The sequence below is a fragment of the Streptomyces sp. NPDC003077 genome, from assembly GCF_040611095.1.
Taxonomy (GTDB): Bacteria; Actinomycetota; Actinomycetes; order Streptomycetales; family Streptomycetaceae; genus Streptomyces.
In genome coordinates this window covers 197,989-210,915 of record NZ_JBEXNM010000005.1, presented here as the reverse complement: position 1 = coordinate 210,915, position 12,927 = coordinate 197,989, and the positions used below count along the sequence as shown (strand labels likewise).

Genomic DNA, 12,927 nt, shown 5'->3' with positions numbered 1-12,927 from the left:
ACATTGATGAGCGATACGGCAGTAGGGGGGAAATGTGCAGAAGTTAGTGCGCCGCCACCTGGGCAAGGTGGTGGCGGGCGCGGCCATCGCGGCTGCCGCGACCGCGGCGATGGTCGCCGTGACGCTGCCCGGCGACGCCGGTGCCGCCGGTTCGGCCGCGGACCCGCGCAACGCGGCGGCGGCCTCCGGCGGGAACGGCTCGACGGGCGGGAACGGGGCGGACGGGCAGGGGGGCCAGGGCGCGGACGCGCGGGAGCAGGGCGCCCAGGGACAGCGGGCCCAACCCGGTGTGGTCGAGCGCGCCCCGGAGCAGGGGAAGACGGGCACCGGCCGGGACCCCCTCACGGACGACGAACTCCGGCGCGCGCAGGACCTCGCGCTGCCCCGTACGTTCCGGAACAACAGCGAGGACGTCAAGGGGGACCGGGGCCCGGAGCGGCTGCTGACCGAGCTGGCCGAACTCGGCCCCGACGAGGCGCACCGCGCCGACCCGCCCCGCCGGGCGCAGGTCACCCTGTACGACTACAAGAACGACACCTTCGTCACAAAAATCGTCAATCTCGGCTCCGGGGAGGTCGAGAAGACGGACGTCCAGCGCGGCGTCCAGCCGCCGCCCAGCCACAACGAGGCCGTCCGCGCGGCCGAGCTGCTGATCGCCTCACCGCACGGCAAGGACGTCAAGAGCGACTACCGGCACGCCATGGGCAAGCCGCTCACCGGGCCCGGCCAGCTCACGGTGACCGGTTTCGTCTACCGGGGCCTGGCGGAGGGCCCCGCACCCGGCGACCTGCGCGAATGCGGCCGGCATCGCTGCGTCCGGCTGTTCACGAAGGTCCGCGACGGGGGTCCCTGGATCGACACCCGGAAGTTCGTGATCGACCTGAGCGCCGGCACCGTCAACCGGCTGACCTGACGGCGAGCCGCCCCGCCGCCCGTTCCTTCCCCCGTTCGCAGGGGAGCTGGACGGGCCCGACGCCATGCCGCCCCGCGACCGGCTCCCGGTCGCCCCGGACCATCCCGCGCGGAGCACGCGCCCCGGCGGCCGTGCCCGCTTCCCGCATCCTCACAGGAGCCTTTCCCATGCGTGAGAGATTCGCCCGCCGCGCCCGCCTCCGGCGCCCCGCGGCGCTCGCCGCCCCCCTGCTGCTGGGCACCACCGCCCTGGCGGTCGGCCCCGCGGCGCAGGCCGCGCCCGCCGCCCCGGCCCCGCCGCCCGTCCAGAACTGCAGCGCCGCCTACCGCATCACCCAGACCCTCGACGGCGGCACCACCTGGCGGATGTGCTGGCACTACGAGGGCAACGCCGGACTCGTCCTGGACGACATCTCCTACCAGCCCAAGGGCGAGCCCGCCCCCATCAAGGTGCTCACCACCGCCAAGCTCGCCCAGATCCACGTCCCCTACGACGACGGCGGCAACGAGTACGACGACATCACCGGTCAGGGCTTCGCCCAGGGCCTGCAGGAGATGCTCCCGGCCGAGTGTCCCGGCGGCACGATCAAGCCCGTCAAGGTGCCCGGAGCCTGGGACCCCGCGCACGCCACCGTCAACGGCCTGTGCGCCACCACCCGCGCCCGCGGCCACGCCTACCGGCTGGGCAAGTACCCGGGGGAGGCCGGCGCGACCTACCAGGGCCAGGGCAAGGACCTGCTGGTCTACGCCGTGAACAAGACCGGCTGGTACGAGTACATCACCGAGTGGCGGTTCTCCTCCGACGGCACCATCAACACGCAGGTCGGCGCGACCGGCACCCTCTCACCGGGCGACTACGACGCCGGCGACGGCCGCGGCTGGCCGATCGGCAAGGGCGCCAAGGACTACGCCACCAGCCACAGCCACAACGTCTTCTGGCGCCTGAACTTCGGTCTGGACGGTTCCTCCACCAACAAGGTCGAACAGTACGACTCGAAGATCACCACCCAGCCCAACGGGCGCACCCCCACGACCAAGACCACCCGCAAGGCGGTCACCAAGGAGCTGGCCGGGGACGCCGGCCCGATGCGCTGGTGGCGGGTGGTGAGCGACATCGGCAAGAACAAGGACGGCCACCCGCGCTCGTACGAGATCGTGCCGGGCCGCACCGACAAGTACACCGGCCGCGGGTTCACCAAGCACGACATCTACTTCACCCAGTACTACAACTGCCAGCAGTTCGCCAGCAACAACCTGGCCAACTGCGGACCCGGCGTGGGGAACAGTGTGGACAAATGGGTCAACGGTCAGGCCCTGAAGAACCCCATCACCTGGGTGAACGTCGGGTTCCACCACGTCGCCCGGGACGAGGACCAGGAGCCCATGCCGGTCCACTGGCAGGGCTTCCAGCTCTCCCCGCGTGACGTCACCGCTATGAATCCGCTCACTCCCCCCGCGCTGTCCCATCACAATGGTCAGTACTGACAAGGGGAGTTGGTAGAGGACTCGGACCGTCCTGCTGCACCGCCTCCCGGACCCGCAGTAGTCTGCCTTGATCGTTGGCACGGGGGTTCGGAAGGCGGTGTGCGGGTGAGCTCGGGCGGGCTGGAGTTGCCCCCTGGTGACGAAGGGCAGGACGGTCACGAGGGCCAGGACGGCGGCTCCGACGGCACACCGCCCGGCGCGGTGCCCGTGGCGCGACCGCTGGAGATCGGGGCGGAGCTGGACTGGGGCCCCGAGGCCTGGGCGGAGGTCCGCACCCGCGCCCGCCGCGCCGGGCGCGCCTACATCTGGCTGAACCTGGTCGAACAGCGGCTGCGGGCGGTGGTCGCCGCCGTGCTGACCCCCGTCTACGAGCCGGTGCACGGCGACGAGTGGGTCATCGCCGCCGCCGGTCCCACCGGTCAGGAGTGGGTCCAGCGGGCGGTCGCCGTCCGAGAGGTCAGCCGCCGCAAGGGCTACCTCCTCGACCCGGCCGACGACAACATCATCAGCTTCCTGACCCTGCCTCAGCTCCGCGAGCTGATGGTCCAGCACTGGCCCTGCTTCGAGCCGTACTTCGACGACCGGCGGGAGGTGGAGCTGGCCCTGGACGAGCTGGAGGTCGCGCGCAACATCGTCTCCCGCAACCGCGCCCTGTCCACCACCGTCCTCGCCCAGGCCGAACGCGCCTCCGCCCGCCTGCTGGACATACTGGGCTCCGGCATCGGCACCCGGACGGCGGGACGGCTGCCCATCGACGCCGTCGAGGACCTGGTCGGCGACCGGTACGCGGACGTGGTGGGGGTGCACTCCGACCGCGTCCGCCTCCAGCGCCAGCTCCCCGCCGAGGACCTGTTCGGCGGCGCCCGCCGGCTGGACGCCGTCGGCATCGGCCTGAACCTCCTTGTCCAGAACTACTCCGGACGCCGCCTGGTCCGGCTCGCCGAGACCGGCTGCCGCATCCGCCTGCTGTTCCTGAACCCCGCCAGCAGCGCCGTACGGCGCCGCGAACGGGAGATCGGGCTCAAGAAGGGCGAGATGAGCCGGTCCATCGAGATGAACATCCTGCACCTGCGGCGGGTCCGCGCCCGGCTGCGGGACCCCGGCGCCTTCGAGATCCAGGTCTTCGACGAGACCCCGCGCTTCACGGCCTACCTGGTGGACGGCGACGGCCCGGACGGCGTCGCCGTCGTCCAGACCTACCTGCGCAAGAGCCGGGGCATGGAGTCACCGGTCCTGGTGCTGCGCGGCGGCGGCCGGGAGGTCGTCCGCCAGGGAGCGGGCGGGGACGACGGCGAGTACGGGCTGTTCGAGATCTACCGCGAGGAGTTCGAGCACATGTGGGCGGATTCGCGGCCGGTGTCGTGAGGGGGTGCGGAGGCGGGGTGGGGCCGGGCCTTCCTTGCCGGGACGGTGCGTAGGGGCGGGGTGGGGCGGCCGTCGTCGCCGGGGCGGTGTGTGGCGGATCGGGTGGCCGGCCGCCTCGTCCCCCGGGTGCGGGTGCCTGTCCGCCGGGCCCGGCGGTCTCTCACCCGGGCCCGGCGGTCTCTCCCTCGACCCGGCCGCCTCTTCTCCCGGCCCGGCTACTCCTCCAGGGTCCGTACGACGCGCGCCGGGTTCCCGACCGCCAGCACGCCGGCGGGCAGGTCCCTGACGGCCACGGAACCGGCGCCGACCACGGTGTTCTCGCCGATGGTGACCCCGGGGCAGACGATCACCCCGCCGCCCAGCCACACGTTGTCGCCGATCCGCACGGGGACCGCCTTCTCCCACCCGGCCCGGCGGCGCTCCGCGCCCAGCTCGTGCAGCGGCGTCAGCAACTGGACGTTCGGGCCGATCTGGACGTCGGCCCCGATGGTGATGGGCCCGGTGTCGAGCATGACCGCGCCGAAGTTGACGAAGGTCCGGGCGCCGACGCGGATGTTGTAGCCGAAGTCGCAGTGGAAGGGCGGGCGGATCCGCACGTCCTCGCCCACCGACCCGAGCAGCTTCTCCAGGATCGCCCGGCGCTCGGCGGGGCCGGGCACGGACTCGCCCTGCGCGTTGTAGGCGGCGCACAGCGCGATCCGGCGTTCGGTGTCCGCCTGGAGCTCGGGGTCGTCGGGGAGGTACCAGTCACCGGCCAGCATGCGTCGCTTGTTCTCGCCCACGGGGGTCCTTCCGATCGGATGAGGGGGTGGGGTGGGGCAGGCTCGGCCGTTCCGGCCGGTCGAGCGACCCGGCCCTCGTCGGCGGACTTTCCTCGACCAAGTGCTGCCGTTCTTCGGTCATTCGCTCGTGTTGATTCGGACAAGTTCGGTCTGATGCGACCGGGAGTGGGGCACCGTCCGCTTCGTCGCATCCTCCGTCACCTGCCCGCGCCGGACGAGGGAACGGGCCACCGGTGTGCCGTGCGTCACCCGCATCGGCCGGTCGGGACGCCGCGGAACGCGGGTGCCGGGGCATTGTCAGTGGTGCGTGGGAGAGTAAGAACTCCACGGGGGAGCACCACCGAAGGAGGCCGTGATGGGCTGGCATCAGGAGCTGCTGGTCAGCTTCGACTTGGAGACGACGGGCACGGACGTGGACCGCGACCGCATCGTCACCGCCGCGCTGATAAGGCTGGAAGCGGACGGCGGCGAGGCCGAGCGGCGGACGTGGCTGCTCGACCCGGGCGTCCCGATCCCCGCCGAGGCGGCGGCCATTCACGGGGTGACCACGGAGTTCGCCCGCGAGCACGGCCAGGATCCGGCGACCGGCGTCGAGGAGATCGCCGCCGCGCTGACCGCCGCGCTGACCGAGCGGATACCGCTGGTCGTGATGAACGCGCGGTACGACCTCTCGCTGCTGGACCGCGAGTGCCGCAGGTACGGCCTGCCGACGCCGGCGGAGCGGCTGGGCCGCCGCCCCGCGCCGGTCATCGACCCGCTGGTGCTGGACAAGCATGTCGACCGCTACCGCAAGGGCCGGCGGACCCTCCAGGCCCTCTGCGCCCATTACGGCGTGCCGCTGGACGGGGCCCACGACGCCGGGGCCGACGCGGTGGCCGCGGCCGGTGTGGCGCGGCGCATAGGCGAGCGGTATCCGCGCGTGGCCGAAACGGCGCTTCAGGAACTGCACGCCCTGCAGGAGCGGGCGGCGGCCGAGCAGGCCGCCTCGTTCCAGCGCTACCTGCGCCGCGCCGGTGATCCGCTGGCGACGGTGGAGTCGGCCTGGCCGCTGATACCGCTCAAGGTGTGACGCGCCCGTCCGGGAGGAGAGGCCCCCGGTCCGGGCGTGACCTCCGGCCTGGCGCTCCTGTCACGGTGCGGCGGCTCTGACGGTGCGTCATCAGCGGCGGTGTCCCCTCTCTGCCGGCGGCCTGCTTGTCCCTCACGAGGTGACACCGCGGCTCGCGGTGATCCGGGAGGTGGCCAGGGCGTGGCGGCGCCGGTGGTCCTCGGCGCCCGTCGTACGGGAGAGCAGGGCCAGGGCCCGCGCGGCGCCCTCGTCGAAGCCCTCCCTCTCCGCCTCGTTCGCGGCGTCCTCCCACTCCGCGACGGCCTCGGCGGTGTCCCCGAGGGCCAGCAGCGCCTCCCCGGCGTGCACCCGCAGCAGCACCCGGCCGGGGGTCGCCTCCGGGGTGTGCGCGAGGGCCAGCCCGCGCCGGGCGTGGTCCAGCGCCTGGACCGGCTGGTGGTCGTCCAGCGCGATGCGGGACAGGTGCTGGAGGGCGAGCCGCTGCGTCTGGACGTGTCCGCTGCGGATGGCCAGCTCGTGGGCGCGCAGGCACTCCTGACGGGCGAGCGCCGGATTCCCGCTGTCGGCGTGGGCCACCGCGAGGTTGATCCGGGCCGTGGCCCGGGAGACCAGGTCGGTGGCCAGGGTGGGCGCCAATTCCAGGTGGGTCAGCGCCTCGGCGAGCTCCCCCTGCTCGGTGAGGACCCAGCCGAGCAGCGCCCGCACCCGCGACTCGGGGTCGCCGCCCGCGCCCTCCGGGTCGCGGCGGACGGAGTCCAGCGTGTCCGACAGCAGCGGCACCCACCCGTCGCGCGGACGCAGCACCAGCCACGGCCACTGGAGGATGCCCAGCCGCCACGCCTGCGCGTGCAGCCCGGCGGCGCGGGCGGCGGTGACGGTACGGGCGAGCAGGTCGCGCTGTTCGGCGTACCACTCCAGGGCCGCCGCCCGCGAGCCGAACTCCTCCCGTTCGCCCGGCGCCCAGGTGTCCGAGGGCAGGGAACAGCACGGCTGGCCCTCGGGTTCCGCCGCCGCCGTGGCGGCGAGGGCGGTCCGCAGCAGCAGGTCCACGACACGGCGCAGCGGGCCCTTGCCGGCCGGGGCCTGCCCGGAGCCCTGCGCCTCGGCACCCTCCGCAGCGGTCGGTGGCAGCCCGGCGCCTTCCGCCGCGGCCACCGACAGCCGGTCGGCGAGCCGATGTGTCCCGGCATCGTCCCGATGCGTCCCGGCACCGTCCCGACGCGGCGCGGCACCGTCTCGTTGTGGCCCGGCGCCGTCCCGACGCTGCCCGGCCGGATCGGCGTGCTCCCGGGGACGCCGGGAAGCGGACGGTTCCGCCTCGACCCGCTGGGGCGCCGCCTGGCGGGCGTACAGGCGGACCAGGTCGTGCAGCGACCAGCGGCCGTCCTGCACTTCGGTGACGAGGTGGGCGCAGGCCAGCGCGTCCAGCGCCCGCAGGGTCTCGTCCATCGACGCGTCGGCCAGCGCCGCCGCCGCGTAGCCGTCGATCAGGCCTCCGGGGTGGTGGGCGAGCGCGTGCAGCATCCGCCGCGCGCCGGGGTCGATGTGCCGGACCGACATCTCCAGGGCGGCGGCCGGTCCCTGGTCCTCGACCGAGAGCAGGGCCAGCCGGCGCCGCTCGTCGGTCATCTCGTCCGCCATCCGCTCCAGAGGGGTGTCCGGCCGGTAGGTGAGGCGGGCCGCCACCACCCGCAGGGCCAGCGGCAGCCCGCCGCACAGCCGGGCCAGCCGCTGGGCGGCGACCGGTTCGGCGGCGACCCGCCGTTCGCCGATGACCGCGCCGAGCAGCGCCGCGGAGTCCCCCTCGTCCAGCACGTCCACCGCGATGGGCCGCGCGGCCTCGGAGACCACCAGCCCGGGCAGCCGGTCGCGCGAGGTGACGACGGTGACGCACGCGGGTCCGGCCGGCAGCAGCGGCCGGACCTGGGCGGAGGAGCGCGCGTCGTCCAGGATGACCGCCATCCGGCGGTCGTTGGTCAACCGGCGGTAGAGCGCGGCGGCGGTGTCCAGCGACTCCGGTATCCGCGGCGTGGGCACCCCCAGCGCGCTCAGAAACTCCTGGAGCACCAGATGCGGTTCGGCGGGCCCCTGCGGAGAGAAACCGCGCAGGTTCGCGAACAGCCGGCCGTCCGGGAAGGCGTCCGCCTGCTGGTGCGCCCAGTGCACGACGAGGGAGGTCTTGCCGACCCCGGCCGGTCCGGTGACCAGGCACAGCGGGGCGTCGCCGGTCGCCGCCCGGCGCAGCGCGGCGAGCTGCCCGGTACGGCCGGTGAAACCACCCGGGGGACGCGGCAGCACGAGCTGTTCGCAACCCGTGGGGTGCGCCCGTTCGGCACCGACAGCGGTCACGCCATCACCCGCCGGGGCGGGCCGTCGCACGGATACGGACACGGGGCGCATGCTTCCGGCCAGGCGGGAGTGTTCCGGCTCGACCGTCACGGGTCGCTCGGCGGCCGGCGACCCCAGTCGGCCGGCGCCCACCGGTCTCGATCCGGTCATCTCTGGCAGGACCGTGCCGGGTGCCGGTTCCGATTCGGTCACTCCTGGCAGGACCGTGCCGGGTGCCGGTTCCGATTCGGTCATCTCTGGCAGGACCGTGCCGGGCGCCGGTTCCGATTCGGCCACCCTTGGCAGGACCGTGCCGGGCGCCGGTTCCGATTCGGCCACCCCTGGCAGGACCGTGCCGGGCACTGGTCTCGATCCGGCCACCCCTGGCAGAACCGTGCCGGGCACTGGTCTCGATCCGGCCACCCCTGGCAGAACCGGGCCGGGCGCCGGTCCCGATCCGGCCACTCCTGGCAGGACCGGGCCTGTCATCCCCGATCCAGCCACGCCTGCGGACCCCGGCCGAGCCGAAACTGCCATCCCCAGTCGCTCGGTGCCCGCCGCCCCGGACTCGCCGACGCCAACCGAGTCCGGCCGTGTGGCCACCCCCGTCTCCGACCAGCCATCCGCCGCGGACGGCGACCGCCCGGCACCCCTCGCCCCCGCTTCGGACGCGGTAGGGCCGCCTCCGGAACTCCCCGGCACGGAAGCACCGGCCACAGACGCACCCCGAGCCGCCACCCCATGTGACGCCCCACCAGCCTCCCGACTCCCCGCCCCGTCCGGCCCCCCGCCGACGGCGGCGGACGCCCGGCGCGATGCTGCGCCCGGTTCCGGATTCCGGGCGGCCCGCCGTTCGCCGCGCAGTACCACCTCGTACGCCTCGGTGAGCGCGCGCCCGGGGCCGACCCCCAGCTCCTCGTCCAGCAACCGGCGGGTCAGGTGGAACCGTTCCATCGCCTCCGACTGCCGCCCCGAGCGGTACAGGGCCAGGACCAGGGCCGCCGTCAGCGACTCCCGCAGCGGGTGGGCGGACGCCTCCGCCTGGAGCTCCGCCGCCGCCCGCGCGTGCTCGCCCAACGCGCCGTACGCGGCGGCCAGCCGCTCCACCGCGTCGATACGGGCCTCCTCCAGGGCGCGCGCCGCGTCCAGCAGCAGCGGACCCGGTGCCGCACCGGTCAGCGCGGGCCCCCGCCACAGCGCCAGGGCGTCCCGCAGCAGGCAGACCGCCTCGCGCGGCTCCTCGTGCCGACGGGCCCGCTCCACCAGGTCCCGGAAGCGGACGCTGTCGATGCGGGCGGGCGGGGTGCGCAGCTCGTACGCGCCGTGATGGGTGATCAGGTCGACGCCGTACGCCGCCCGCCCGCACCCGCCGAACACCGCGCGCAGGTGCGACACGTGCCCCTGGACCACCGAACGCGCGCGGACCGGCGGTTCCTCCGTCCACAGCGCCCTGCCCAGCGCCGGCACGGGCACCGGCTTGTTCGGCGTCAGCAACAGCGCCGCGAGCAGGCTGCGCCGCTTGGCCGGACCGAGCGGCAGCGTGCCGCCCTCCGTCTCGACCGCGACCGTACCCAGCAGCCGGAACTCCATCGCACTCCCTCTGTCCATTCCTGACACCCAGACGAACCCGCGTCGCCCCCGGTTGCGAGTGCGCCCGCCGAGTTCTTCCCGCCTGGTGGTGCTGCCCCCACCAGTGGGCCGGGGGCCGTCCGGAGTGAGAAGCGCCACTTCCCTCGTTAGCGTCGCGCCCATGAAGCTCCGCGCCTTACTCGTGGCCCTCGGCTCCGCCCTGGCCTCCGTCGTCGCCACCGCCGCACCCGCGGGAGCCGCCACCGTCCCCGGGCCCGCCACCACGGCCCCCACGCGCGCCACCGTCCCCGCCACCACGGCCCCCGCGCGCGCCGCCGCCCCGACCACCGCCGCGCGCCCCGGCTGCGGCCACCGGGCGACGGACCGCGCCCTGGCACGGCTCACCCGTGAACACGGCCTGGCCGGAGCCGCCGTCGCGGTCGCCGACCCGTACTGCGGACGCTGGTCCCGGGCCGACGGCACCGCCGACCTGCGCACCGGCCGCCCGATGAACGCCCGGGACCGGCTGCGGATCGGCAGCGTCACCAAGACCTTCACCGCCACCGTCGTCCTCCAGCTCGCCGACGAGGGCCGGCTCCGGCTCGACGCGCCCGTGGACCGCTACCTCCCCGGTCTCGTGCGGGGCAACGGCTACGACGGCCGCGCGATCTCCGTACGGCAGCTCCTCCAGCACACCGGCGGACTGCCCGACCACAGTGCCGCGCTCGCCGACGAGGACACCGACCACCTCCGGCACCACCACTTCGAGCCCCGGGAACTGGTCCGGCGCGCCCTGCTCCTGCCCCACCCCACGGGCCGCTGGCACTACTCGACCACCAACTACCTCCTGGCCGGTCTGGTGATCGAGCAGGTCACCGGCCGCCCGGCCGAAAAGGAGATCACCCGCCGGATCATCCGGCCCCTGCGCCTGCGCGACACCTACTGGCCCGGCCGCTCCGCACGGATCCGCGGCCCGCACTCCCGCAGCTACTTCACCGAGGAGCGGAACGGGACCGCGGTCCGCGTGGACGGCACCGAGTGGAACGCGTCGGCCGGTGGCACCGGCGGCGCGCTGATCTCCACGCCCGCCGACGTCAACCGCTTCTTCGGCGCGCTCCTGTCCGGCCGGCTGCTGTCCGCGCCGCGGCTGGCCGAGATGCGCCGGACGGTGCCGGGGGACCCGGACCGCCTGGGGCCGGACGGCCGCTACGGGCTCGGGCTCATCACCTCACCCCTGTCGTGCGGCGGCCGGTGGACGGGTCACACCGGTTCCACCCGCGCCGGCCACCACAGCGTCGCCGCGGTCGCCCCCGACGGCCGCCGGGCGACCCTCGTCGTCAACCAGACCCCGGACACGGACGCCGCCGCGCGGGCGATGCTCACCGCCCTCGACACGGCCCTGTGCGAACGGGACTGAGCCCGGGAAGGACCGACGGAAGCCGGACCCAACGGGAACGAGCCCCGGCCGAGCCAAGGCCGCCCCTCAGAACGGATACCACCGCACCGTCGCGTCCCCCTCCCGCAGGGACGCGATGCGGCGCCGGAACTCCTTCAGGGCCGCCGGGTTCCCGGGCGCGTGCTGCGAGACCCACGCGCAGCTCGCCGTCTCCCGCGAGCCGCGCAGCACCGCGCACCCCTCCCAGTCGCGCACGTCCCAGCCGTAGACCTTGACGAAGGTGTCGTACGCGGCCGGGTCCAGGCCGTAGCGGTCCCGGCTCAGGGCCATCACCACGAGGTCGTGTTCGCGCAGGTCGCAGGAGAAGGTCTCCAGGTCCACCAGGACCGGGCCGTCCGGGCCGATGTGCACGTTGCGGGTCAGCGCGTCCCCGTGCACCGGGCCGCGCGGCAGGTGGGGTTCCAGCGCGGTCGCGGCGGCGGCGAAGGCGTCCCGCCGGCCGCGCAGGTACTCCGCGTCCTCCCGCGACACCGCGTCCCCGGCCAGCCGCAGCCACCGCTCCACCCCGCCCAGCAGTTCCCGCCGGGGCAGCGCGAACGGCGGCTCGGGCAGCGCGTGCACCAGCCGCAGCAGGGCGGCCAGGTCCCCGGGCTCGGCGGGCCGCACCGCCTCGGGCAGCCGCCGCCAGCAGGTCACCGGGTGCCCGTCCACCAGCCGCGCCTCGGGCTCGGCGACCCGCACCGCGGGCACGCCCTCCGCCTCCAGCCACCCGGCCACGCGGACCTCCCGCTCGGCCCGCTCCAGCAGCTCGGCGCTGCGGCCCACCCGCACCACGGGCCCGGTGTCCCCCATGGCGAACACCGCGTTCTCCCCGAGCGACAGGAGCCGCGCCTCGGCCGCCATCTCCGGCCGCCCGGCGGCGGCCAGCACGTCCCGCGCCCGGGCTTCGGTGAAGGGCGCGAAGGGGGTGACGCCGGGGTCTTCGGTCATGGGGGCCTCCTGGTGGTGCTGTGTGACGGCCAGTGTGTCAGCCGGCCCGGACCGCCTCGCGGCACGGGTCCGACGTGTCCGCGTCACCCGGCGAGCGCCACCGCCCCACGAATCCCCCGAACGCGGTCCCGGGCCACCCGGCACGAACCCGATCCCGGGCCACCCGGCACGAACGCGGCCCCGGGCCACCTGGCAGAGCGCTACCGCACCCCGCTCCCCACCACAGCCCCCTCGTACCTCTCCACCAGCACCCGCACCACCTCCGGGCAGGCGCCCAGCGCGTCCGCGAGGACGTCCGCGCCGGCCTCGCGGGCGCCGCGGGCGATGCGGTCCGGGAGGAAGCCCGGGGCGATGACGTACGGCGCGACGGCCACGCGGGCGGCGCCGTCCGCCCGCAGGGCGCGGACGGCGTCCTCGGTGCGGGGAAGGGAAGCGGAGGCGAACGCAGGCCGCACGGCATACCAACGACGGGTACGCCGCCACTCCCGCGCGATTTCAGCGATCACTGCGATCGCCTCCGGGTCGGAGGAGCCCGCCGAGGCCAGGACGACCCCGGTCGAGCGGTGGTCGCCGGGGCGCAGCCCGGCTTCGTACAGCCGCCGTTCCAGGGCGGCGGTCAGGAGGGGGGACGGGCCCAGCACCTCGGCCTGGCGGACGGCCAGGCCCGGCAGCCGGGCGGCGGCCTCGCGCAGGACGGCGGGGATGTCGGACTTGGCGTGGAAGGCGCGGGTGAGGAGGAGGGGCAGGGCCACCACCTCCCGCACGCCGTCCGCGGCCAGCCGTTCCAGGGCGTGCGGCACGCTCGGCGCGTTGAAGTCGAGGTAGCCGACTTCCACGCGCACGTCCGGCCGCTCGGCCCGTACGTGGGCGGCCAGGGCGGAGACGGTGGCCGCGTGGCGCGGGTCCCGGCTGCCGTGGGCGACGACGAGGAGCGCGGGGGAGGGCCGGACCGGGGGCCTGGCGGCGTCCCCGGCGGCGCGGGACGGGACCGCGCTCCCGCCCCCCACCGTCGGCAGCACGGCGGTCCCCCC

Annotated in this window: 9 protein-coding genes; 5 read left to right on the top strand and 4 right to left on the bottom strand. The window is 75.0% G+C overall.

Features of this window, described 5'->3' with window-relative positions; genetic code table 11:
* Positions 1–34 precede the first annotated feature (34 nt).
* The 3 genes from ABZX96_RS06000 to ABZX96_RS05990 all read left to right on the top strand — a co-directional run bounded on the left by ABZX96_RS06000 (position 35) and on the right by ABZX96_RS05990 (position 3,762).
* On the top strand, positions 35–913 hold the full coding sequence (locus tag ABZX96_RS06000) for a Tat pathway signal sequence domain protein (protein ID WP_355538515.1): 879 nt from the start codon (positions 35–37) through the stop codon (positions 911–913).
* Positions 914–1,080: 167 nt separating this feature from the next.
* Entirely contained in the window at positions 1,081–2,397 is a 1,317-nt protein-coding gene (locus ABZX96_RS05995; protein ID WP_355538512.1) for a copper amine oxidase, read from the top strand.
* A gap of 105 nt (positions 2,398–2,502) precedes the next feature.
* Entirely contained in the window at positions 2,503–3,762 is a 1,260-nt protein-coding gene (locus ABZX96_RS05990) for an SAV2148 family HEPN domain-containing protein (RefSeq protein ID WP_355538509.1), read from the top strand.
* A gap of 215 nt (positions 3,763–3,977) precedes the next feature.
* Here the strand turns inward: ABZX96_RS05990 and ABZX96_RS05985 are convergent, their stop codons facing one another.
* Positions 3,978–4,544, bottom strand: a complete 567-nt coding sequence (locus tag ABZX96_RS05985) for a sugar O-acetyltransferase (RefSeq protein ID WP_355538506.1) — start codon at positions 4,542–4,544, stop codon at positions 3,978–3,980.
* A gap of 355 nt (positions 4,545–4,899) precedes the next feature.
* On the opposite strand from ABZX96_RS05985, the gene ABZX96_RS05980 reads away from it, so the two are divergent.
* Positions 4,900–5,613 carry an exonuclease domain-containing protein gene (locus ABZX96_RS05980; protein WP_355538503.1) on the top strand — a complete coding sequence of 238 codons (714 nt, stop codon included), beginning with the start codon at positions 4,900–4,902 and terminating at the stop codon, positions 5,611–5,613.
* 132 nt (positions 5,614–5,745) lie between these two features.
* Here the strand turns inward: ABZX96_RS05980 and ABZX96_RS05975 are convergent, their stop codons facing one another.
* Positions 5,746–9,531 carry a BTAD domain-containing putative transcriptional regulator gene (locus ABZX96_RS05975; RefSeq protein WP_355538666.1) on the bottom strand — a complete coding sequence of 1,262 codons (3,786 nt, stop codon included), beginning with the start codon at positions 9,529–9,531 and terminating at the stop codon, positions 5,746–5,748.
* 160 nt (positions 9,532–9,691) lie between these two features.
* Between ABZX96_RS05975 and ABZX96_RS05970 the strand changes: the two genes are divergently transcribed.
* Positions 9,692–10,927, top strand: a complete 1,236-nt coding sequence (locus ABZX96_RS05970; protein WP_355538500.1) for a serine hydrolase domain-containing protein — start codon at positions 9,692–9,694, stop codon at positions 10,925–10,927.
* Between the two features lie 66 nt (positions 10,928–10,993).
* Here ABZX96_RS05970 and ABZX96_RS05965 read toward each other — a convergent pair whose 3' ends face one another.
* Both ABZX96_RS05965 and ABZX96_RS05960 read right to left on the bottom strand, forming a co-directional pair.
* Positions 10,994–11,896 (bottom strand): aminoglycoside phosphotransferase family protein, encoded by a 903-nt coding sequence (locus ABZX96_RS05965; protein ID WP_355538497.1) that lies wholly within the window; start codon positions 11,894–11,896, stop codon positions 10,994–10,996.
* A gap of 200 nt (positions 11,897–12,096) precedes the next feature.
* Entirely contained in the window at positions 12,097–12,903 is an 807-nt protein-coding gene (locus tag ABZX96_RS05960; protein WP_355538663.1) for a sirohydrochlorin chelatase, read from the bottom strand.
* Between the last annotated feature and the right edge of the window lie 24 nt (positions 12,904–12,927).

What these genes read in the sequence shown, in the direction of transcription:
- ABZX96_RS05995 (WP_355538512.1), top strand. Translation starts at nt 1,081, where the DNA reads ATGCGTGAGAGATTCGCCCGCCGCGCCCGCCTCCGGCGCCCCGCGGCG.
- ABZX96_RS05980 (WP_355538503.1), top strand. Translation starts at nt 4,900, where the DNA reads ATGGGCTGGCATCAGGAGCTGCTGGTCAGCTTCGACTTGGAGACGACG.
- ABZX96_RS05975 (WP_355538666.1), bottom strand. Translation starts at nt 9,531, where the DNA reads ATGGAGTTCCGGCTGCTGGGTACGGTCGCGGTCGAGACGGAGGGCGGC.
- ABZX96_RS05965 (WP_355538497.1), bottom strand. Translation starts at nt 11,896, where the DNA reads ATGACCGAAGACCCCGGCGTCACCCCCTTCGCGCCCTTCACCGAAGCC.
- ABZX96_RS05970 (WP_355538500.1), top strand. Translation starts at nt 9,692, where the DNA reads ATGAAGCTCCGCGCCTTACTCGTGGCCCTCGGCTCCGCCCTGGCCTCC.